This is a genomic window from Hamadaea sp. NPDC051192 (assembly GCF_040682475.1).
Taxonomy (GTDB): Bacteria; Actinomycetota; Actinomycetes; order Mycobacteriales; family Micromonosporaceae; genus Hamadaea; species Hamadaea flava.
The window spans coordinates 1-21,091 of sequence record NZ_JBFBAZ010000134.1 but is presented as its reverse complement, the minus strand read 5'-3'; the positions used below and the strand labels follow the sequence as shown (position 1 = coordinate 21,091).

Genomic DNA, 21,091 nt, shown 5'->3' with positions numbered 1-21,091 from the left:
GGGACACCGCCGGCCACGCCGTCGACTCCTCGGCGATCATCACGACGCCCGGATGGTCGGCGTACACGGCGGCGTTGAGGTCGCGGAGGAAGTCGCCGGTGTCGAAGGCCTCCGCCGCCGGATCGACGAACGGGAAGCGCTCGCCCCGGGTGAGCAGCGGATAGGTCAGGCCGGACGCCGGTTCGAAGGCGGCTGCGGCGGCGTCCAGCGCGGCCCGGTCGGCACCCGGGAACCGGGCCTCCAGCGCTCCGGCGCCCACGTTGGACGCGCCACCGGGCAGCCAGCCGCCGTCGGGATGCCGGTGGGAGTAGACCGCGCCGCCCGGGTCGCGCAGCCGTTCGGCGGTGACGCCCTTGAGGACGAGGGTGGTGCCGAGCACGGAGTTCCACGCGCCCGGCGTCAGCGCGCCCGCCGCGACCTGGGCGGCGCAGCCGTCGGTCAGTCCCGCGTGCAGCGCGGTGCCGACGGGCAGCCCGGTGTGCTCCGCGCCCACGGCGCCGACGCTGCCGACCTGGTGCCCCGGGCGGACGACGTCCGGCAGCATGCCCGCCGGTACGCCGAGCCGGTCGAGCACGGGGGTGGGCCAGGTCCCGGCCTCGACGTCGTAGCCCGTCTTCAGGGCGTGGCTCCAGTCGGTGGCGACCATCTCGCCCGCCAGCCGCCCGGCCAGGTGGTCGGCGCAATGTTGCAGCCGCCCATGATGGCCGGACCGGATCAGGTGCACCAGTTTCGGCAGCGCCCAGCTCGGCTGGATCGGGTAGCCGAGGGAGAGCCACAGCTCCGCACCGGCCTCGGCGACCTCGGCGGCTTCGGCGTACGCCCGCCCGTCGTCGTACATCAGGGCCGGGGTCAGGGCGAGCCCGTCCGGTCCGGCCAGCACGAAGGTGCCGGAGGTGCTGCAGAACCCGACGCCCCGCACGCGCTCGGCGTCCACACCGGACAGCGCTTGGCGGAACGACTCGCCGAGCACCTGCCACCACTGGTCCGGGTCCTGCACATGCCGGGAGGCGCCGTCCTTGCCGAGCGCGCGGTGACTGGTGAGCCGGCCCGAGCCGCGTCCGGCGATCGAGCCCGCACCGTCCACGAGGTACACCCGCAGGCTCTGGGTCCCGACGTCGACGCCCGCCCACAGTTCGCCCGCGGGGTTGATCATCACGAGAGGATGTTAACTTAACATCGTCGTGCGGTAAAGAGGCATTGATACTGCGTGAGAACGAGTGTTAAATAACATCCTCATGAACTGGTTGGGCTTCGCGCTGGCCGCCGTCTTCGCCCTCTTCCCCGGGTTCAACGACGGCGGTGCCCTGGTGGGACTCGGTCTGCGCCGCCGCGCGTGCGCGGTCGGCGTGGCCGGCGGCGTCCTGGTCCGGACGGCGGTCCAGTGATGCCGGCGCGCATCGGCGATCTACTCCGCGACCTGTCCGGACGCGGCGACGAACTGCTCGCCCAGCTCGTCGCCGACCAGATCGCGATCGCCGCCGACGGTACGCGTCTGGCCGCCGCCCTGGCCCGGGGCGAGCTGGCCGCCTCGACCGCCCGGCAGCGTGCGGCGGAGATCGAGCACGCCGGGGACGACGGGCGGGCGCGGCTGGTTCAGCGCCTGCGCCGCAGCGTGACCTCCCCGGTCGACCGGGAAGACCTGTTCCGCCTGTCTCGCAGCGTGGACGACGTGCTCGACGCCGTCCGCGACTTCATCCGGGAGGCCGACCTCTTCGGCCTCACCGCCCTGCCGGCCTGCCCGCCGGTGCTCGACGCGCTCGCGCGCGGTCTCGCCGGACTCGCCGAGGCGGTGCTGCGCCTGCCCCGCGATCCGGTCGAGGCGGCCGAACTCGCATTGCGCGCCAAGAAGCAGGGACTGCGTACGGAGTACCAGCACGCGCTGTCCCGGCTGCTCGATCAGCCGCTCACCGCCGACGTCCTGAAGGCGACCCTGCTCCTCCACCGGTTGGACGCCGCGGGAACCCATCTCGCGGCGGCCGCCGACGCCCTCGCCGACGGAGTGATGAAGCGGTTCCAGTAGCACCACCGTCCCCTTTGGAGGTTCCATGTCCCTCGCCCGCCGTACGCTGTTCCAGGCCGCCGGGCTCGGCGCGCTCGCCGCAGCCCTGCCGAGCACGGCCGCCGTGGCCACCGACACGACCGCCACCGACACCACGGCCGCAGCCGCCGGGCCGGCGCGCTTCGACCTAGCCGCGCCCGGCCGGCCGCTGTTCCGGACGCAGCGGCTGCACAACAAGACCGTGTTGCAGTCCTTCGCCTTCGACAACGTCAACCGGCACGTCTACACCGTGCAGCTGATGGCCGGCGGGCAGCAGCTCGCCGACGAGGCCGCCCCGGTCAGCGGCGCCAACCGGGATCTGGCCGGCGACCTGTGTCTGACGCAGCTCGACCTCGACGGCACCGAGCTGGGCTACATGTTCCTGAAGGGCTTCGGGCACGGCGTGCAGATCGGCGCGGAACCGGTCGGCTCGTCGGCCTTCCTCTGGACCGAGACCGACGCGATCTCCGACGACGGGCTGCACGGCTGGGGCAGCCGGCTCGCCCGGTTCCGGTTCGCCGACGGCGCGATCATCACCCCGGACTCCCCCGAGGTACGCCGGATCGCCCCCATCCCGGGTGCGGACCGGACGACGTGCGGGATCGACCCGGTGCTGAACCGGCTCGTCATGCGCCACCGCGTCGCCGGCACCTTCCGGTACGCCCTCTACGACCTCGACGAGGCACGGCGCAACAAGTTCACCCCGATCTTCGAGGTGGACCAGCCCGCGCTGACCTACTCCTTCCAGGGGTACGCCACCAGCGGCGCCTACCTCTACCTGCTGGAGGGCACGTCCTACGGCAGCTCCGGCTCGACCGCGCCGGTCGGCAACACCTATCTCACCTGCGTGGAGTGGGCGTCCGGGACGGTCGTCGCCCGGCAGCTCGTCTCCGACGGCACCGACCTGGCCTTCCGGGAGCCCGAGGGAATGGCGATCCAGGTCCCCGACCCGTCGGACCCGGCCGGGGTCCGGCTGGCCTTCGGTTTCGCGTCGACCACGTCACCGACCGATACGGCGAAGCTGGCCAGCGTCTATTACAAGGACGTGCTGATCTGACGGTGCGCGCCGGTCATGCGGCTTCGGCGGACATCTCACCGCGCGGGGCGGCATGGCCGGCGTGCTGGGCACGCGACGACGTCGGGACCAGGTCGGTCAGGTTCAGCCAGGCGACCACCGTGGTCCCGGCGTCGCCGGAGTGGATCTCCACGCCGTCGGCGAGCTGCCGGACGAGCCACAGCCCCCGGCCGCTGAGCGCGTCCGGCGTGGCCGGCTCCGAGCCCACGCTGAACGGATCGGGCATTCCGACGCCCGCGTCCGAGACCTCGCAGAACACCTTCTCCGGCGTACGCCACACGCGAAGCCGGCCGGCTCCGCCGCCGTAGAGGATGGCGTTCGTGGCCAGCTCGTTGACGATGATCATCAGCATGTCCGCCCGGTCGGCAGCCGCGCCGGCCTGGTGAGCTGCGGCCGCCGCGACCTCGCGGACCGCGGCGAGACCGTCGAGCCGGAAGGACCGCTCGGCGACCAGCTCCGCAGCGTGGTCAGGTGGCATGAACGCCCGATACCCGACCTCGGCCGACCGAAAACACCGAACCTGATCAGGGTCATTTCCATGTCGCTATGACACGCGGAAAAGACCCTGATCACGAACGTCCGGGAAGGGCACCGCTCAGCGGACGAGCCGGAGCCCGCTCATCCCGCCGTCGACCGCGAGCGACGTCCCGGTGGTCGCCCCCGCACCCGGCCCGGCCAGGTACGCGATCGCCGCCGCGACCTCGTCCGCGGTGACCAGGCGCCCGGTGGGCTGCCGGGCCTCCAGCCGGGTGCGTTCGCCGGCCGGGTCGGCCACGTTGGCGAGCAGCCGGGCGACCCAGGGCGTATCCACCGTCCCCGGTGCGACACAGCACACCCGTACGCCGTCGCCGACCAGGTCGGCCGCCATCGCCAGGGTGAGGGCGTGGACCGCGCCCTTGGACGCGCTGTACAACGCCCGGTTGGCCAGCCCGGCGGTGGCCGCGATCGACGACATGTTGACGATGACGCCCCCGTGCGGCGACGCCTTCAGATAGGGCAGCGCCGCCCGGCTCGCCCGGGCGATCCCGACGACGTTGACATCCAGCACACGGTGCCACTCCTCGTCGGAGTTGGCCTCGACCGGCCCGACCGCGCTGATCCCGGCGCTGTTGACGAGGATGTCGACCCCGCCGTGCTCGGCGGCGATCCGCTCGAACACCCCTTCCAACGGCTGCGAGACGTCGCCGTCCGGCAGGTCGACGACGGCGACGGTCGCACCGCGCGCCTCGAAGAGCGCGGCACAGGCCGCACCGATGCCGGACGCGCCACCCGTGATGGCGGCCACCCGGCCCGCGAAGTCGTTCATTGGACCCTCCACTCCGGACCGTCCGGGAAGGCGTACCGGGTCAGGGTGTCCGAACGCATCTGCGCCGAGAAGCCCGGCCGCTCGGGCGCAAGGTAACGCCCGTCCCGGATGACCACCGGGTCCACGAAGTGCTCGTGGAGGTGGTCGACGTATTCGAGATGACGGCCGTCCAGCGAACCGGAGACCGCCACGTAGTCGTAGAACGAGAAGTGCTGAACCAGCTCGCACAGCCCGACGCCGCCCGCGTGCGGGCAGACGGGCTTGCCGAAGGCCGCCGCCAGCAGCAGGATCGCGAGGTTCTCGGTGACCCCGCCGACCCGGCACGCGTCGATCTGGACCACGTCGATCGCGTCGGCCTGGAGCAGCTGCTTGAACATGACCCGGTTGTGCACGTGCTCACCGGTCGCGACCCGGATCGGCCGCCCGCCCGGCCCCGCCTCGCGCAACCCGGTGCGGATCGCGGCGTGCCCGAGCACCTCGTCCGGGCTGGTCGGCTCCTCGATCCAGTAGGGGTCGAGCGGGGCGAGCCGCTTCATCCAGTCGATCGCCTCGGGCACGTCCCAGCGCTGGTTGGCGTCGACGGCGATGCGTACTCCGGAGCCGACGGCGGCCCGGGCGGCCCGGAACCGGCGCAGGTCGTCCTCGATGTCCGCGCCGACCTTCAGCTTGATCATGTCGAAGCCGTCGGCCACCGCCTCCTGCGCGAGCCGGGTCACCTTGGCGTCGTCATAGCCGAGCCAGCCCGCCGAGGTCGTGTAGGCCGGATATCCGGCGTCGGAGATCTCCGCCGCCCGCTGCCCGCGCCCGGCCACCCGGTCCGTGAGCAGATCCACGGCCGCCGCGGGGGTCAAGGCGTCGGTCAGATACCGCCAGTCGATCAGGTCGACCGTTTGATCCGGCGTGTACGCCGAAAGCAGCCGCCACAGGGGCAACCCGGCCCGGCGCGCGGTCAGATCCCAGACGGCGTTGATGACGGCGGCGGCCGCCAGGTGCATGACGCCCTTCTCCGGACCGAGCCAGCGCAGCTGGGAGTCGTGCGTCAGCCGCCGCGCGAACTCCCCGAGATCCAGGGCGTCCACGGTTTGACCGACCACATAGGAGCGCATGGCCTCGATCGCCGCCACGCAGACGTCGTTGCCCCGGCCGATGGTGAAGGTCAGCCCGTATCCGGTCAGCCCGTCGTCGGTCAGCAGCTCGACGTACGCCGCCGAATAGTCCGGGTCCGGATTCATCGCGTCCGAGCCGTCGAGCGTTCGTGAGGTCGGGAAGCGGATGTCGTGCACCCGCATACCGGTGATCTTCACGCCGCCGCCATCCGCGTACGCTGATGCCCGATCCCGTCGATCTCGACCTCCACCAGGTCGCCCGGCTGGAGATAGGGGAACCGGCCGGACAGCGCGACGCCCTCCGGCGTACCGGTGTTGACGATGTCGCCAGGCTCCAGCACGGTGAACTGCGACAGGTGCCAGATGAGGGTGCCGACGTCGAAGATCATGTCGCCGGTCGAGGAGTCCTGCCGGGGCTCGCCGTTGACCCAGCTGCGCAGCCGGAGCTGCTGCGGTCCGCCCAGCGCCTCGACCTCGTCCGGCGTCACGAGCCACGGACCGAGCGGGTTGAACGTCTCGCAGCTCTTCCCCTTCGACCACTGCCCGCCGGAGGCCTCGATCTGGAAGGTCCGCTCGGAGACGTCGTTCGACACGGCGTACGCGCCGACGCAGCGCAGGCCCTCCTCAGGTGAGGACAGGTAGCGCGCCCGCTTGCCGATGACGACGGCCAGCTCGACCTCCCAGTCCGTCTTCACCGAGCCCCGGGGGATGAGGATGTCGTCGTAGGGGCCGGACAGCGTGTTCGGCGCCTTGTAGAACATGATCGGCTGGGTCGGCGGCTCCTGCCCGGACTCGGCGGCGTGGGCGGCGTAGTTCTGCCCGATGCAGAGGATGACGCCGGGTCGCGCCAGCGGCGCCCCGAGGCGCTGGCCGGCGATGTCGATCTCCGGGAGCCCGGTGAGCTGGAGCCCGGCCGCGACCCGAGCCAGAAACTCCCCGTCGATGTCGGCCGTCAGCGACCGCAGGTCGTAACAGGTGAGCACGGCGGGCGTGGAGTCGTCGAGGGCGACCGGAATCTCGGCCCCGGCGGGGCCGACCCTGAGGAACTTCATGTTTCAGTCCAATCCATACGTGCGAGCGGCGTTGGCGGCGAAGACCGCCGGGTGCAGGTCGGCCGGGACCAGGTCGCGCGCGGCAGCCAGCCAGCGCTCGTAGCCTCCGGCCACCTCCACCACCGGCCAGTCCGACCCCCACAGGAGTCGGTCCGGGCCGAAGAACTCGAGCGCCACATGGGCGTACGGGCGCAGGTCGTCGAGCTGCCAGCCGGTCCAGTCCGCCTCGGTCACCAGGCCGGACAGCTTCGCCACCACGTTGGGGCAGGCGGCCAGATATTCCACGGTGGTCCGCCAGGCGCTGAACGAACCGGTGCGGATCTGCGGCTTGCCGAGGTGGTCGAGGACGAGCCGGGCGTGCGGCAGCGACTGGGCCGCCACGACCGCGCCGGGCAGCTGCTCGGCCCGGATCACGAGGTCGAAGGCGAGTCCGGCGTCGGCGATCACGGCCAGCCCGTCGATCACATCGGGGCGGGCGAGGAAGTCGGGATCGGGTTCGGCCTGGATCTGGCTGCGTACGCCGGCCAGCTTGGCGCCGCCCGGTCCGGCCCGATGGGCGGCGAGCTTCTCCGCGAGCCGCGGATCGAGCGGGTCGGCCCAGCCGACGACGGCCGCGATCTCGGGCGTACCGGCGGCGAGGGCCAGGAACTCGGTCGTCTCGGCGTCGTCGCCGCGACCCGCCTCGACCAGCACCGTCTTGGCGACGCCCGCCCGGGACAGCTGCGCCCGCAGATCGTCGACCGTGTAGTCCCGGCGGATCGGGGCCAGCTCCGGCTCGGCGAGCCAGGCGTACCCGGAAGACCAGAGGTGGTGATGGGAGTCGATCACGTGGTCGGTCACGCGATCGCCGCCCACAGCTCGTCCGGGACGGCCGCCTCGATCATGTCGGCGGCGTCGTCGACCTCCTCCGGCGACCGCAGTCCGACCAGGACTGCGGCGACGGCCGGATGGCGCAGCGGGAACTGCACGGCCGCCGCCCGCAGCGGTACGCCGTGCTCCTCGGCGAGCTGCTTCAGGCGCAGCGCCCGGTTCAGCAGTTCCTCGTCGGCGGCCGCGTAGTCGAAGGTCGAGCCCGGCCGGGGATCGGCGAGGATGCCGGAGTTGAACACGCCCGCCGCGACGACGGCGACCCCGCGATCGGCCGCGCGGTCCAGCAGATCCGTGCCGCTGCGGTCGAGCAGCGTGTAGCGACCGGCCATCAGCACCACGTCGAGATCGATCCGCTCGACCAGGTACGCCAGCACGTCCACGCTGTTGGCGCCGGCCCCGATCGCGGTGATGAGCCCTTCGTCGCGCAGCCGGACCAGCTCCGGGTACGCCTCGGCGACGGCCTGTTCGAGGTGGTCGTCGGGATCGTGGAGGTGCACGACGTCCACCCGGTCGCGGCCGAGCCGGCGCAGGCTGTCCTCGAACGATCGGCGTACGCCCGCGGCCGAGAAGTCGAAGACGGGCCGCACCGCCGGGTCGACGCCCACCCAGACGTCCGAATCGGTGTCGCCGGCGTCCTGCCGTTCGAGCACCCGGCCGACCTTGGTCGACAGCACGTGGCCGTCCCGATCGCGGAGGGCCTCGCCGGATCGGAGTTCGCTGCGGCCGTAGCCGTAGAACGGCGCGGTGTCGAAGAGGCGTACGCCACGGTCCCAGGCCCGGTCGACGGTCTGGCGCGCCTGGTGTTCACTGACGTCGGCGTAAAGCCCGCCGATCGGTGCCAGCCCGAGCCCCAGCCGGGTGACCGTCAGGCCGGTCCGGCCCAGCTCCACCTGCATCAGGCACCTCCCGCTCGGAAATCCTATAGGATTCTTCGGCGATCCTATAGGATGTACCCGGGCCAGGGAAAGGGGGCGAAATGGGCAGCCGGACGCTCAGCGACGAGGTCTACGAGGCCGTCAAGGCCATGATCATGGATCACGTGATCCCGCCCGGCGGCCGCGTCACCATCGACGCGGTGAGCCGTCAGCTGGACGTCTCCCCCACTCCCGTACGCGAGGCGCTGGCGCGGCTGGAGTCGGACGGGCTGGTGGTCAAGCGGCCGATGGCCGGATACACCACCGCGCCGCTGCTGACCCCGGCCGAGTTCGAGCAGCTCTTCGAGGTCCGGACGCTGCTGGAGTGCGCCGCCGCCGCGCGGGCGGCCCGGTTCGGCGACCCGGCCGTCGAGTTCCCCCGGATGCCCGCGCCGACCACCGACCCCGGGTACGCCGGCCACGCCGCGTTCACCTCGGCCGACGCCGCCTTCCACGACGCCGTCGCGGTGGCTTCGGGCAACCCGGTGCTCCGGGAGTCGATCGTGCGGCTGCACGCCCATCTGCACGTCCACCGGGTGGCCTTTCCCGGGGTGGGCTCCACCGAACGCGAGCACGACGCCATCGTGGCGGCGATCCGGGCGCGCGATCCCGAGACGGCCGAAGCTGCGATGCGTACGCACCTGGACGCCGCCCGGGAACGCCATCGCGAGGCGCACTAGTCGTCCTCTACCCTGGTAGGGGTGACGGTTCGTGTGCGCTTCGCCCCTTCTCCCACCGGTATCTTCCACGTCGGCGGGGCCCGATCGGCCCTCCAGAACTGGATCTACGCCAAACAGCACGAGGGTGCGTTCGTCCTACGGATCGAGGACACCGACGCGGCGCGCAACCGGCCGGAGTGGACCGAGGGCATCCTCAACGCCCTGGACTGGATCGGCATCCAGCGCGGCACCTACGAGGGCCCCTACTTCCAGTCCTCGTACGCCGACGAGCACGTGAAGGCCGCGACGCGGCTCTACGACGCCGGCCGCGCGTACTACTGCGACTGCACTCGCGACCAGGTCCAGGCGCGGACGGGCAACCAGTACTCCGGCTATGACGGCTACTGCCGCGACCGGGCGCTGGGCCCGGGCGAGGGCCGCGCGCTGCGTTTCCTCACCCCGGACGAGGGGGAGACGGTCGTCGTCGACCTGATCCGCGGCGAGCCGACCTTCGAGAACAAGCTCATCGAGGACTTCGTGATCGCCCGGGGCGACGGCTCGCCGGTGTTCCTGCTCGCCAACGTCGTCGACGACCTGACCATGGGGATCACCCACGTGATCCGCGCGGAGGAGCACCTGCCCAACACGCCCAAGCAGCAGATGCTGTGGGAGGCGCTCGGGCACACCCCGCCGGTCTGGGCGCACGTGCCGATCGTGGTCAACGAGAAGCGGCAGAAGCTGTCGAAGCGCCGCGACAAGGTCGCGCTGGAGATGTACCGCGACGAGGGCTACCTCGCCGCCACCATGCGCAACTACCTCATGCTCCTGGGCTGGGCGCCGTCCGGTGACCGGGAGATCGTGCCCTGGTCGGTGATCGAGGAGGAGTTCCGGCTCGAGGACGTCAACCCGTCGCCGGCGTTCTTCGACGAGAAGAAGCTGCGCGCCTTCAACGGCGAGTACATCCGCGCACTGTCCGTCGAGGACTTCGTGCAGGCCTGCCTGCCCTGGCTGACCGGCCCGTTCCTCACGGCCGAGGAGAAGGCCGAGCGGGGATACGGGATCACCACGCCGCCGTGGGACCTCAACGCCTTCGACTTGGCCGTCTTCGCCCAGGTCGCCCCGCTGGCGCAGACGCGGATCGCGGTGCTCGCCGAGATCGTGGAGTACGTCGACTTCCTCTTCCTCGACGAGCCCGTCGTCGACGAGGGCGCGCGGGCCAAGGCGGCCAAGGACGCCGCGATCCTGCCGGCCGTCATCGAGGCGTACGAGGGGCTGGCGGACTGGTCGGCCGAGCCGCTGAAGGAGACGCTGATCGCCGTCGGTGAGGCCGCCGGGCTCAAGCTCGGCAAGGCACAGGCACCGGTACGCGTAGCGGTCACCGGGCGTACGGTCGGCCTGCCGCTCTTCGAGTCCCTTGAGGTGCTCGGCAAGGAGAAGACGCTGGCCCGGCTACGGCAGGCGACCGCTACTCTCCTCTGAGGATGGTCACAGCGCGTAGCGTTGTGCAATCGTGACCTTCTTACCGCAACGGACTTCAGGTTCCAGGTGTCTTCTGGTGCGAAGGCGGGAATTCCTTCGGTGTTCCCACCTTCGTCCGCACCGGCATTCATCTTCAACGGGGACCGAATATGTCACGCACGGTGGCACGACGCGCACTCATCAGCGGTTTCGCGCTGGCCGCCATGGGTCTGTTCGGCCTGCACGCCCCTTCGGCACAGGCCGCACCGGCCCCGGCGCCCAACCAGATCACGATCGTGGGCGAGGGGCTCGACACGCCCCTGACGATTTCGGCGAAGGACACACCTGACCGGTTCGAGTCGATGCTCGGCGAGGTCGACTTCCTCGCCACGGGGGTGGCGGTCGCCTCGTCACCCAAGGCCGACAAGCTCGGTCCGAAGTACACCGTGACCTTGTCGGTCGACGGCGTGGGCAAGTCGCAGTACGACCTCTACCCGCTCGCGGCAGGCGGTCCGCGCGCGTTCCGCTCGGCGGCTCAGCCGGACAAGCGGAAGACGACGGCGGGCTGGTTCTACGGCCGGCTCACCATGCCGTCGACGATGCGCGCCGCCGGCGTGCCGCTGGGCGGGGGCACGACCTATCAGCCGCCCGCGGGCGGTGCCGGAGGGGGCGTGGCCACCCAGACGAAACAGGCCGCGTCCGACATCGGTGAGGTCATGGGCGAATGGCGGCGAGTCGTCGCGCTGAACGGCGCGATCGTCATCGTCATCGCGATGGGTCTGTTCGGCATCGCCTTCCTGATCCGCCGGAAGGTCTGAGCCGCCGACAAGGTCTGAGCACTGGTAAGGCCTGGGCCGCCGAGAGGTCCAAGCGCCGGCGACGGCGTCTTGGCGCCGAACGGCGGCCCAGGCCGTATCCTGCTCGGCATGCGCACCCCCCTCGCCGCGGCCCGTGCGACGCTGGCGTTGCTGATCGCCGGTCTGGCCCTCGCCGGTTGCATGAAGGTCGACGCCGCCCTGGTGGTGAACTCCGACGACACCGTCTCCGGCGACGTCGTGCTGGCGGTGGACCGCCGGCTCGCCAACGTCACCGGTCAGTCTGAGGATCGCCTGGTGGCCACCCTCGGGCTGGACAAGGAGAAGCTGCCCGCGACGGCCACCATCGAGCGATACGAGGACGCGGGCTTCGTCGGCGTACGCGTGTCGTATGCCAAGACGCCGCTGGCCCAGTTCAACGGGGTCAGCGGCCGGGACGCCTTCACCCTGGTGCGCTCCGGCAACGAGTACGCCTTCGCCGGCTCGGTCGATCTGCGTACGGTGAACCTCCTCGATCCGGGGATCCGCGCGTTCGCCGATCAGTTCAGCTTCCGGATCGCCGTGACGTTCCCCGGCAAGGTCACCGAACACAACGGAGTGCTCTCCGGGAAGACGGTGTCGTGGCAGCCGAAGGCCGGCGAGATGCGTACGCTCCAGGCCCGGGCGAAGGTGGACGGCCCGGTCCCGTGGGTGCCGCTCGTCGCGGCCGGCGTGGGGCTGGCCGCCGTCGGCACCGTGCTCGTCGTCTTCCTCCTGTCGCGCCGCAACCGGCCGCGCCGGGTCGAGGAGCCGACGCTTGTCGAATACCCACATGACATGCTGTAGGACATGACCAAGGCACCGGCGCTGGCCGCGACGCTCAAGCGGATCGAGCGCGCGGCCGGGTCCCTGGCGACCGCCAGCGTGACCCGGATGGACGAGGTGCTGCCCTGGTTCCGGGGGATGCCGGCCGATCAGCGGGCCTGGGTCATGCTCGTGGCGCAGTCCGGCGTGCAGTCGCTGGTCGGCTGGCTGCGTCAGGACGATCATCGGGCGGGCACCCAGGAGGTCTCCGACGAGATCTTCGACGCCGCGCCCCGGGCGTTGGCCCGCAGCATCAGCCTCCAGCAGACGGTCGCCCTGATCAAGGTCACCATCGACGTCGTCGAGGAGCAGGTGCCGACGCTGGCCGCCGAGGGCGAGGAGGACCTGCTGCGGCAGGCGATCCTGCGCTATTCGCGGGAGGTCGCCTTCTCCGCCGCCCGGGTGTACGCCCGCGCCGCCGAGACCCGGGGCGCTTGGGACGCCCGCCTCCAGGCCCTCCTCGTCGACGCGCTGCTCCGCGGCGACTCCTCCGACGTCCTGGCCAGCCGCGCCGCCGCGCTGGGCTGGTCGGACGCCCCGCCGGTGGCGGTGGCCGTCGGCCGGTCCCCAGGTGGCGAGGCGGCCGCCGTCCTGCACGCCGTCCACCGGCTCGCTCGGCGGCTGGGCGTCGAGGTCTTCGGCGGCGTCCACGGCGACCGGCTCGTGGTCGTCCTGGGCGGCGCGACCGATCCGCTCGCGGCGGCGGAGAAGCTGGCCGCGGGCTTCGGCGAAGGCCCGATCGTGGTCGGCCCGGCGGTGCCGTCGCTCGACGAGGCGAGCACGAGCGCCCGGTCGGCCTTGGCCGGCTTCCGGGCCGCCGCCGCGTGGCCCGCCGCACCGCGGCCGGTGGCCGCCGAGGCGCTGCTGCCCGAACGGGCGCTGGCCGGGGACGCCGAGGCGCGGCGGGTGCTGCGGCAGGACATCTACGGCTCGGTGCTGCGCTCCGGGGGCGAGCTGCTGGAGACGCTCGATGCCTTCCTGACCCACGGCGGGGCGCTGGAGGCGACCGCCCGGGCACTCTTCGTCCACCCGAACACGGTGCGCTATCGCATGCGCCGAGTGGCCGAGATCACCGGGTACGCCCCGCTCAACCCGAGGGACGCGTTCACCCTCCGAGTCGCCCTCGCGTTAGGCCGGCTGGAGCCCAGCCAGCCGAGCTGACTGACCGCACTCCTGGCAGCTCACGCAAGCGTTCCGTGGCCTCCAGAGGGTTCACCGATCGGACACAGCGGTGACATCGCACGTCAATCTTTGTGGAGACCCTACAAACGCGGTAGGCGGATTTGGTGGCGAGCGACAACGGCTAGCTTACGGCCGATCCCGCAGGGTGGATTAGTGCTCGCCGTACTCTCTCCGGGCCAGGGTGCCCAGAAACCCGGCTTCCTGACCCCGTGGCTCGCCGTCGACGGCGTCTCCGACCAGCTTCGCCAGTGGTCGGCGCTGACCGGCGTGGATCTCGTCCACCTCGGCACCGACGCCGACGCGGAGGAGATCAAGGACACCGCGAAGACCCAGCCACTGCTGACCGCGGCCGCCCTGGTCGCCGCCGCTCAGCTCCCGCTGCCGCCCGCCGCCGTGGTGGCCGGGCACAGCGTCGGCGAGCTGGGCGCCGCCGCCATCGCGGGCGCGCTCACGCCGGCCGACGCGATCGCTCTGGCGGGCGTACGCGGTCAGGAGATGGCCGCTGCCTGCGCCTTGGAGCCCACCGGCATGGCCGCCGTCCTCGGCGGCGACGAGGCCGAGGTGCTCGCCGCGATCGCCGCGAACGGGCTGTACCCCGCCAACCGCAACGGGGCCGGGCAGATCGTCGCCGCGGGTTCCCTGGACGGCGTCGACAAGCTCGCCGAGCAGCCCCCGACGAAGGCCCGGGTCATCAAGCTGCAGGTCGCCGGGGCGTTCCACACGCCGTACATGGCTCCGGCCGAGGCGGCGCTGACCGAGTTCGCCGGGAAGATCACCCCGAGCGACCCGACGCGTACGCTGCTGCAGAACGCCGACGGCGCCGCCGTAAGCTCGGGGACGGAGCTGCTTTCGCGGCTCGTCCAGCAGGTCACCGCGCCCGTCCGGTGGGACCTCGTCATGACGCGGCTCGCCGAGCTGGGCGTGACGGGAGTCCTGGAGCTTCCCCCGGCCGGCACGCTGGCCGGCCTGGTCAAGCGGGCCGTCAAGGGCCTGGAGATCGTCACCTTGAACACCCCGGACGACCTGGCGGCCGCCCGCGACCTCATCGAGCGCCACGGCGCCACCGCCGAAGGAGTTTCCGCCTGATGGGCAGCAACGGTCTTATCCACCGCGACGGCGGCAGCCCCGCTATTGAAGGAGTCTCCGCCTGATGGGGAGCAAGATTGCTTCGCTTGGCCACTACCAGCCCGCGCGGGTGCTGACCAACGACGACCTCGCTCAGATGGTCGACACCAACGACGAGTGGATCCAGTCCCGGGTCGGGATCAAGGAGCGGCGCATCGCCGACACCGAGACCGTCGCCGACATGGGGTCGGCCGCCGCCGAGAAGGCATTGGCCGCCAGCGGGCTGGCCACCTCCGACATCGACCTCGTCATCGTCGCCACCTGTTCGTCGGCCGACCGCAGCCCCAACGTGGCCTGCCGGATCGCGATGAAGCTTGGCCTGGGCACCCCGGCGGCGTTCGACGTCAACACCGCGTGCTCGGGTTTCTCGTACGCCCTCGCGCTGGCCGATCAGGCGATCAACGCCGGTGCGGCCACGCACGCCATCGTCGTCGGCGTCGAGAAGCTCTCCGAGATCACCGACTGGACCGACCGCTCGACCGCCGTCATCTTCGGTGACGGCGCGGGTGCGGCAGTGGTCAGCAAGACCGCCGACGGCGAGGAGCCCGGCATCAGCCCGGTCGTCTGGGGCTCGGCGCCCAGCGAGGCGATCCGCATCGAGACCTGGCGGCCCTACATCCAGCAGGACGGCCAGACCGTCTTCCGGTGGGCCACGACGGCGATCCCGCCGCTGGCCCGCGAGGTGTGCGAGAAGGCCGGGTACGACCCCGCCGACATCGCCGCCTTCGTTCCCCACCAGGCGAACCTGCGCATCATCGAACCGGTGGCGCGCAAGGTCGGCGTGGTCAACGCGATCATCGCGCGCGACATCGTGGAGTCCGGCAACACGTCGGCGGCGAGCATCCCGCTCGCCCTGTCCAAGATGGTCGAGCGCGGCGAGGTGAAGTCCGGCAGCCCCGTGCTGCTGATCGGCTTCGGCGGTGGCCTGACCTACGCCGGTCAGGTCGTACGCTGCCCCTGACCAGTCCTCATACTGCGTCCCTGAATCCATCAGCGGCACAGCGAACCAACCATGAAGGGAAGAACATGACCCGCGAAGAGATCACCTCCGGCCTCGCCGAGATCCTCGAAGAGGTCGCCGGGGTGAACCCCGACGACGTCTCGGAGGAGAAGTCGTTCACCGAGGACCTGGACGTCGACTCGCTGTCGATGGTCGAGGTCGTCGTCGCGGCCGAGGAGAAGTTCGGCGTGAAGATCCCGGACGACGAGGTGCAGAACCTCAAGACCGTCGGCGACGCCGTCGCCTACATCCTGAAGGGCTGATCTTCCCCTTGTCTCGTCGTGACGTAGTCGTCACCGGGCTCGGTGTCACGTCCCCGCTCGGCGGGGACGTGGCCACCACCTGGGACGCCATGCTCGCCGGCAAGTCCGGGGTCAGCGCGCTGACCGACGACTGGGCCGAGCAGCTGCCCGTGCGGATCGCGGCGAAGGTGGCCGTCGACCCCTCGGAGGTGCTCGACCGGGTCCGCATGCGCCGGCTGGACCGGTCGGAGGCGCTCGCGTTGATCGCCGCCGACCAGGCCTGGAAGGACTCCGGGCTGGGCGATTCGGGGCTGGACCCCGAGCGGCTGGCAGTGGTGGTCGGCTCCGGCATCGGCGGGGCACAGACCCTGCTGGCCCAGGACGACATCCTGGAGGCGTCCGGTCCGCGGCGGGTCAGCCCGCACACGGTCCCGATGCTGATGCCCAACGGTCCCGCCGCCTACGTCGGCCTGGAGTACGGGGCGAAGGCCGGCGTACACGCGCCGACGAGCGCCTGTGCGACCGGGGCCGAGGCGATCGCCTGGGGCCTGGACATCATCCGCTCCGGCCGGGCCGACGTCGTCATCGCCGGCGGCACCGAGGCGGTCATCCACCCGCTGCCGATCGCCGGGTTCGCCTCGATGCGGGCCATGTCGACCCGCAACGACGATCCCGAGCGCGCGTCCCGCCCGTGGGACAAGGCCCGGGACGGCTTCGTCCTCGGTGAGGGCGCGGGCATCGTGGTCCTGGAGTCGGCCGAGCACGCCGCCGCGCGCGGCGCGCGGGTGCACGCCGTACTGGCCGGGGCCGGGCTCACCTCGGACGGCTTCGACATCGTCCAGCCGCACCCGGAGAGCGAGGGCGGCGCCCGGGCCATCCGTGCGGCGCTCCGCAGCGCCGACCTCGACCCGAGCGAGGTCAAGCACGTCAACGCGCACGCCACGTCCACCCCGGTGGGCGACATGGCGGAGATCGTGGGCATCCGCCGGATCATCGGCGACCACCCCGTGCTGACCGCCACCAAGTCGATGACCGGTCACCTGCTCGGCGCGGCCGGCGCGGTGGAGACCATCGCGACGATCCTGGCCGTACGCGAGTCGATCATCCCGCCGACGATCAACCTCGACGACCCGGACGACGGCCTCACGCTCGATGTCGCCGCCCACAAGCCGCGGTCGCTGGACATCCCGGCGGCGCTGAACAACTCGTTCGGTTTCGGCGGCCACAACGTGGCGCTGATCTTCACGCGGGCTTGACCGTGTGAAGCATCAACGCAGCACGCGGGCGTAGGGATCACGTTCAGCCGCAGGAACTCTTCGGAAGGCCGTTCACAGCGACCGGTGAGCGGCCTTCCGCTTTCGCCTTCCCGGCCAGCACCTTGGCCAGCGCCTCCAGCGACAACGGGCTCGACGAGTAGGTCGCCAGCAGCACCGGGGACGCCGACTTCGTCAGCACGTACGGCGTGTCCATGGCGACCGTGATCGTCGCCTTCGGATTCAGGTCCCCGGCCGTGTCGCCGTAGCCGACGAGGTGCACCACCTGCGCATCCGCCGCCGGCGTGCTCTGCTCTACGCGTACCCCTTGGGCTTGCAGGGCCTTCACCAGTCGATCCCGGCTGGCGTCGCGGCCCTTCGCCGCCGTCACGCTGACCGCGCCCGTGACCAGCGGCGCGCCACACGCGCCGCGCAGCTGGGTCACCGCGGCGCTCGCGGCCGCCGCCACCGCGCTCTGGTGCTCCTGGCCCGCGAGCACGTCCAGGCCCGGCTGGTCGTCGTCGGTCACGGCACGCTTGAGGGTGAGGATGCGGGTCACCGAGGCGCGCAGGCGGTCTCGCGACAGCTTGCCGTTCTTCAAAGCCGTCAAGATCCCGTTGTACGCGGCCACGGGGTCGGGCGGCATGAGCAGCAGGTCGTTGCCGGCCTGGAGGGCCCGGACGGCGGCCTCGCCAGCGGGCCAGCGCTCGGCCGGAGCCATGTTCAGCGCGTCGGTGACCACCACGCCGTCGAAGCCGAGCTGCTGCCGCAGTACGCCCTCCAGCACCTTGGCCGAGAAGCTCGCGGGCATCCCCGGATCGATCGAGCGCACGTCGAGATGGCCGGACATGACCAGCTGGACGCCGGCCGCGATGCCGGCCTGGAATGGCGGCAGGTCGATCTCGGTCAGCTCCTGCCGGGTCTGCTGGAGCTGCGGCAGGTCGCCGTGGCTGTCCGCGGCCGGGCGGCCGTGCCCGGGGAAGTGCTTGAGGGTCGCGGCCACCCCGGCGGCCTGGAGCCCGCGAACGGCGGCGGCGGCCTGCTCGGCGACCAGCTTTGAGTCGGACCCGAAGGACCGGGAGCCGATGACCGAGGACGCGCCCTGCACGTCCGCGTCCGGCGCGAAGTCGACGTTGATCCCCATCGCGGCCAGCTCGGTTCCGGCCGCACGCCACGCCGCCTCGGTCAGCTCCGGCTGGTTCGCCGCACCCAGCGCCATCGCGCTCGGCAGCAGCGTGACGCCGGACTTGACCCGGGTGACCACGCCGTACTCCTGATCCGTGCCGATGAGCAGCGGCGTCCCGGCGGGCAGCTTCGCCGCCGCGGCCTGCAGTCCTGCGGTGAACTTCCGGACCTGCGCCGGATCGTCGATGTTGGCGGTGTCCTGCGCGGTGGGATCCCCGGCCTCGAAGCCGACCAGGATCACTCCGCCGAGGCGCAGCTTCGTCACCAGCTCGGCCGGCGTGGTGACCCCCGCCAGCTTCTGATTCGCCTTGGCCGCCCCGGCCGACACCTTCGTCGCGTCCTGGCCGTACGCGTACGGCATCAGCACTTGACCGGCGAGGTCTTCGTCACTGAGCCGGGCGACCTGCCCGGCGAGCGTCGTCGGACTGGGTGAGCTCTCGGGGGTCGCCGGGGCCGTGCCACAGGCAGCCAGGGCCAGCGCGCACAAGATCAGAATCGCTGCTGCATTCCGCCGCATGGCGGGCATCCCATCACACGTTCGGCCGATCCGCCACCGGGCACGCCCGACTTTGTGACTCAGCCCGCCCTCTGTGTGAGCAGCGTGAACGGGGCTCCGTCGCCGGCCCAGCGGTAGGGCTCCAGTTCGGAGTCCCAGGCGGTGCCGAGCGCTCGGTCCAGCGCCAGCGAGAGGGCTTCCGGCGTACGCGCCTGGGTCATGATCGAGCGCAGCTGGTCCTCGCCGAGCTGGGCGTCGCCGGCCGCGCCGATGGTGGCGCGGTGCAGGCCGCGCCCGGGAACGTGCATGTATCGCTCGCCGTCCATGCCGGGGCTGGGCTCCTCGGTCACCTCGAACCGGAGCATGTTCCATTGCCGCAGCTCAGCGGCCAGTTCACCACCGGTGCCGGGACGCCCGGTCCACCCGCACTCGGCGCGGCGCGCGCCGGGGTCGACGGGCTGCAACGTCCATTCCAGACTCACCGGGGCGGCCAGGACACGAGCTATCGCCCACTCGACGTGAGCACACACGGCGAGCGGGGTCGAGTGGACGTAAACGACGCCTCGCGTGGGCACTTCCGACCTCCCGGTGTCGACAGGTGCGTCTTCCCCTACGACCTGGCGACCAACGACGGCGGTATGCCCGATTTATTGGGTTCTGAAACTGATGGTGACAACGGGTCCATGATGACGGGTGAGACGGACGGGGCGCCAGCGAATCGGCAAAGTCGTCCGGAGAATGTGCCGCTTCAGGCGACCACCAGGCAGCGATTGGTGGGAACGCGGCGGTGGCGGCTATGATGTCCCGGGCCTTTCTGACTGAGGCCCCGCAATTAGACGTCGTGACATCTGGGAGTAACTCCGTGGCGAGCAGCACCTCGAAGACCGCGCGCGCGTCTGTCCGGGCCGGTGAGGCCAAGGGCGGCGCTCTCAGCGTGCTGGGTGAGTTCAAGTACCTCATCCCGCTGAACAAGGGCAAGCACGTCTACGTGCGGAACCTCACCAACGGCAAGACCACGCACCTGAGCACCACCTCGGACGCGTTCGTCGAGGAGATCCGCGTGCTGACCGCGGCCGGCCACGGCGCCAAGATCCGCGCCGAGCTGACCGCCCTGCAATCGGCGAACCCGGACCACGGCTGGGACGCCACCGAGAAGCGGCTCGCCGAGGCCGGTGTCTTCGGCGAGGCCTGACAGCCCACGCTCTTGACGAAACCCCCGCGACATTGTCGCGGGGGTTTCGTGTTATCGGCTATCGTCGAGGCCCGTCCCCCGATCCGCAGGTAGGTCCGAGATGGAACACGCGCAGGAGTGGCTCTCGGCCTTCCCGCCGCTCGTCATCTACCTCCTGGTAGGACTCGTCATCGGCGCGGAGAGCATGGGCATCCCGCTGCCCGGGGAGATCACCCTGATCAGCGCGGCCCTGCTGACCGCGAGCGGCACCGGCGACCCCTGGCTCGTCGGCCTGGCCGCCGCCGTCGGCGCGATCGTGGGCGACTCGCTGGGGTACGCCATCGGCCGCCGCGGCGGCCGTCCGCTCCTCGAACGGGTGGGCCGGCGATTCCCCAAGCATTTCGGCCCGGCACACCTGGCGAAGGCGGAGCAGATGTTCGGCCGCTGGGGTGTCTGGGCGGTCTTCTTCGGGCGGTTCATCGCCCTGCTGCGCATCCTCGCTGGTCCCCTCGCCGGGGCGTTGCGGGTGCCCTACGGGCGGTTCCTGGTCGCCAACGCGTCCGGCGGGATCGTCTGGGCGTTCGGCACCGCCCTGCTGGTCTACCACCTCGGCGCGGTCGTCGAGCGATGGATGAAGGGCCTGTCCTGGGTAGGTCTCGCGGTGGCGGTCCTGATCGGGGTCGGCACCACGCTCTGGCTCAAGCGCCGCGCCCGCAAGGCGATGGCCGACGTGGTCGAGACCGAGCCCGAGCCGCAGACCGCCGACGCGTAGGCCGCCGCCGCGACACCGTCGGTGTCGCTCATGACACACCCGGCGACGAGGCGTACGCCGGGGCACTAGGCTTTGACGGCATTGTTTCGCGCTGGGGAACGCGCGGCGCCGGATACCGCCTGGCCGAGGGGGTACCACCGGTGCGCGCCGCGAGCGCGGGACGCCGCCTCGCGCTGGGGAGCGTGAGGAAGTTTTCAGCCCGGGGGGAGCCGCATGACGGAGACGCAGGCCAGCCCGCTCGAACAGGAGATCGCCCTCGAGCAGCGGCACGTCGATCGCGTCTACACCCAGCTCGCCCGGATGCGCGAGTCGATGGCGCGACTGGAGGCGGGCGGCTACGACCTCGCCGGGGCACGCGTACCCGGTTCCCTGGTCGACCGGGACGCGATGGTCTTCCACGCCGCCCGGCAGCGCCAGATCCTGGACGCCGAGCATGAGGGGCTGGTCTTCGGCCGCCTCGACCTGCGCGAGCTGCCGCGCCCCCGCTACGTGGGCCGCATCGGCATCCGCGAGGACGGCAGCACCGACC

The 21,091-nt window shown here is 71.5% G+C and carries 22 protein-coding genes and 2 pseudogenes; 15 read left to right on the top strand and 9 right to left on the bottom strand.

Going from position 1 to position 21,091, the window contains the following annotated elements; genetic code table 11:
* Nucleotides 1–1,153 (bottom strand): FGGY family carbohydrate kinase (locus AB0M47_RS34855; RefSeq protein ID WP_363421729.1); only part of this gene is annotated, 1,153 nt, incomplete at its 3' end.
* A gap of 82 nt (nucleotides 1,154–1,235) precedes the next feature.
* On the opposite strand from AB0M47_RS34855, the gene AB0M47_RS34850 reads away from it, so the two are divergent.
* The 3 genes from AB0M47_RS34850 to AB0M47_RS34840 are packed head-to-tail and all read left to right on the top strand — an operon-like array spanning nucleotide 1,236 to nucleotide 3,095.
* On the top strand, nucleotides 1,236–1,385 hold the full coding sequence (locus AB0M47_RS34850) for a hypothetical protein (protein ID WP_363421727.1): 150 nt from the start codon (nucleotides 1,236–1,238) through the stop codon (nucleotides 1,383–1,385).
* Nucleotides 1,385–2,020, top strand: a complete 636-nt coding sequence (locus tag AB0M47_RS34845; protein WP_363421725.1) for a DUF47 family protein — start codon at nucleotides 1,385–1,387, stop codon at nucleotides 2,018–2,020. Before AB0M47_RS34850 ends, AB0M47_RS34845 begins: the two co-directional genes overlap by 1 nt.
* Before the next feature lie 25 nt (nucleotides 2,021–2,045).
* Entirely contained in the window at nucleotides 2,046–3,095 is a 1,050-nt protein-coding gene (locus AB0M47_RS34840; RefSeq protein WP_363421723.1) for a hypothetical protein, read from the top strand.
* Nucleotides 3,096–3,108: 13 nt separating this feature from the next.
* On the opposite strand, the gene AB0M47_RS34835 is transcribed toward AB0M47_RS34840, so the two are convergent.
* From AB0M47_RS34835 to AB0M47_RS34810, 6 genes are all read right to left on the bottom strand, one after another.
* Complete coding sequence (locus tag AB0M47_RS34835; protein ID WP_363421721.1) at nucleotides 3,109–3,591, bottom strand: ATP-binding protein; 483 nt, start codon at nucleotides 3,589–3,591, stop codon at nucleotides 3,109–3,111.
* Between the two features lie 117 nt (nucleotides 3,592–3,708).
* Complete coding sequence (locus tag AB0M47_RS34830; RefSeq protein WP_363421719.1) at nucleotides 3,709–4,419, bottom strand: SDR family oxidoreductase; 711 nt, start codon at nucleotides 4,417–4,419, stop codon at nucleotides 3,709–3,711.
* Nucleotides 4,416–5,723 carry an enolase C-terminal domain-like protein gene (locus AB0M47_RS34825; protein ID WP_363421718.1) on the bottom strand — a complete coding sequence of 436 codons (1,308 nt, stop codon included), beginning with the start codon at nucleotides 5,721–5,723 and terminating at the stop codon, nucleotides 4,416–4,418. The genes AB0M47_RS34830 and AB0M47_RS34825 overlap by 4 nt, the downstream gene beginning before the upstream one ends.
* On the bottom strand, nucleotides 5,720–6,577 hold the full coding sequence (locus AB0M47_RS34820; protein ID WP_363421716.1) for a fumarylacetoacetate hydrolase family protein: 858 nt from the start codon (nucleotides 6,575–6,577) through the stop codon (nucleotides 5,720–5,722). Before AB0M47_RS34820 ends, AB0M47_RS34825 begins: the two co-directional genes overlap by 4 nt.
* Nucleotides 6,578–6,580: 3 nt before the next feature.
* On the bottom strand, nucleotides 6,581–7,417 hold the full coding sequence (locus AB0M47_RS34815; protein ID WP_363421714.1) for an amidohydrolase family protein: 837 nt from the start codon (nucleotides 7,415–7,417) through the stop codon (nucleotides 6,581–6,583).
* The gene (locus tag AB0M47_RS34810) at nucleotides 7,414–8,343 is read right to left on the bottom strand and encodes an aldo/keto reductase (protein ID WP_363421712.1); all 930 of its coding nucleotides are present in this window, start codon (nucleotides 8,341–8,343) and stop codon (nucleotides 7,414–7,416) included. The genes AB0M47_RS34815 and AB0M47_RS34810 overlap by 4 nt, the downstream gene beginning before the upstream one ends.
* Nucleotides 8,344–8,423: 80 nt before the next feature.
* On the opposite strand from AB0M47_RS34810, the gene AB0M47_RS34805 reads away from it, so the two are divergent.
* The 9 genes and pseudogenes from AB0M47_RS34805 to fabF all read left to right on the top strand — a co-directional run bounded on the left by AB0M47_RS34805 (nucleotide 8,424) and on the right by fabF (nucleotide 16,941).
* Complete coding sequence (locus AB0M47_RS34805) at nucleotides 8,424–9,041, top strand: GntR family transcriptional regulator (RefSeq protein WP_363421710.1); 618 nt, start codon at nucleotides 8,424–8,426, stop codon at nucleotides 9,039–9,041.
* 21 nt (nucleotides 9,042–9,062) lie between these two features.
* On the top strand, nucleotides 9,063–10,499 hold the full coding sequence (gene gltX, locus AB0M47_RS34800; RefSeq protein WP_363421708.1) for a glutamate--tRNA ligase: 1,437 nt from the start codon (nucleotides 9,063–9,065) through the stop codon (nucleotides 10,497–10,499).
* 161 nt (nucleotides 10,500–10,660) lie between these two features.
* Entirely contained in the window at nucleotides 10,661–11,296 is a 636-nt protein-coding gene (locus AB0M47_RS34795; RefSeq protein WP_363421706.1) for a hypothetical protein, read from the top strand.
* 108 nt (nucleotides 11,297–11,404) lie between these two features.
* Entirely contained in the window at nucleotides 11,405–12,118 is a 714-nt protein-coding gene (locus tag AB0M47_RS34790) for a hypothetical protein (RefSeq protein ID WP_363421704.1), read from the top strand.
* Between the two features lie 3 nt (nucleotides 12,119–12,121).
* Nucleotides 12,122–13,297 carry a helix-turn-helix domain-containing protein gene (locus tag AB0M47_RS34785; RefSeq protein WP_363421701.1) on the top strand — a complete coding sequence of 392 codons (1,176 nt, stop codon included), beginning with the start codon at nucleotides 12,122–12,124 and terminating at the stop codon, nucleotides 13,295–13,297.
* Between the two features lie 174 nt (nucleotides 13,298–13,471).
* A pseudogene (locus AB0M47_RS34780) lies at nucleotides 13,472–14,374 on the top strand (ACP S-malonyltransferase); the annotation flags it as partial.
* A gap of 91 nt (nucleotides 14,375–14,465) precedes the next feature.
* A complete protein-coding gene (locus tag AB0M47_RS34775; protein ID WP_253763865.1) occupies nucleotides 14,466–15,404 on the top strand; it encodes a beta-ketoacyl-ACP synthase III in 939 nt (312 codons plus the stop codon).
* A gap of 65 nt (nucleotides 15,405–15,469) precedes the next feature.
* Nucleotides 15,470–15,706 (top strand): acyl carrier protein, encoded by a 237-nt coding sequence (locus tag AB0M47_RS34770; RefSeq protein WP_253761351.1) that lies wholly within the window; start codon nucleotides 15,470–15,472, stop codon nucleotides 15,704–15,706.
* A gap of 8 nt (nucleotides 15,707–15,714) precedes the next feature.
* Nucleotides 15,715–16,941: a beta-ketoacyl-ACP synthase II gene (fabF, locus tag AB0M47_RS34765; protein WP_363421699.1), complete on the top strand. Its 1,227-nt coding sequence runs from the start codon at nucleotides 15,715–15,717 to the stop codon at nucleotides 16,939–16,941.
* A gap of 43 nt (nucleotides 16,942–16,984) precedes the next feature.
* Here the strand turns inward: fabF and AB0M47_RS34760 are convergent, their stop codons facing one another.
* Both AB0M47_RS34760 and AB0M47_RS34755 read right to left on the bottom strand, forming a co-directional pair.
* Complete coding sequence (locus AB0M47_RS34760) at nucleotides 16,985–18,640, bottom strand: glycoside hydrolase family 3 N-terminal domain-containing protein (RefSeq protein WP_363421697.1); 1,656 nt, start codon at nucleotides 18,638–18,640, stop codon at nucleotides 16,985–16,987.
* Between the two features lie 59 nt (nucleotides 18,641–18,699).
* Entirely contained in the window at nucleotides 18,700–19,194 is a 495-nt protein-coding gene (locus tag AB0M47_RS34755; protein ID WP_363421695.1) for a DUF3145 domain-containing protein, read from the bottom strand.
* 287 nt (nucleotides 19,195–19,481) lie between these two features.
* Between AB0M47_RS34755 and AB0M47_RS34750 the strand changes: the two genes are divergently transcribed.
* The 3 genes and pseudogenes from AB0M47_RS34750 to AB0M47_RS34740 all read left to right on the top strand — a co-directional run.
* Nucleotides 19,482–19,811, top strand: coding sequence for a hypothetical protein (locus tag AB0M47_RS34750; RefSeq protein WP_363421693.1), 330 nt, complete (start codon nucleotides 19,482–19,484; stop codon nucleotides 19,809–19,811).
* A 100-nt stretch (nucleotides 19,812–19,911) separates the two neighbouring features.
* Nucleotides 19,912–20,562, top strand: a complete 651-nt coding sequence (locus tag AB0M47_RS34745; protein WP_363421691.1) for a DedA family protein — start codon at nucleotides 19,912–19,914, stop codon at nucleotides 20,560–20,562.
* A gap of 213 nt (nucleotides 20,563–20,775) precedes the next feature.
* A pseudogene (locus tag AB0M47_RS34740) lies at nucleotides 20,776–21,091 on the top strand (ATP-dependent DNA helicase); the annotation flags it as partial.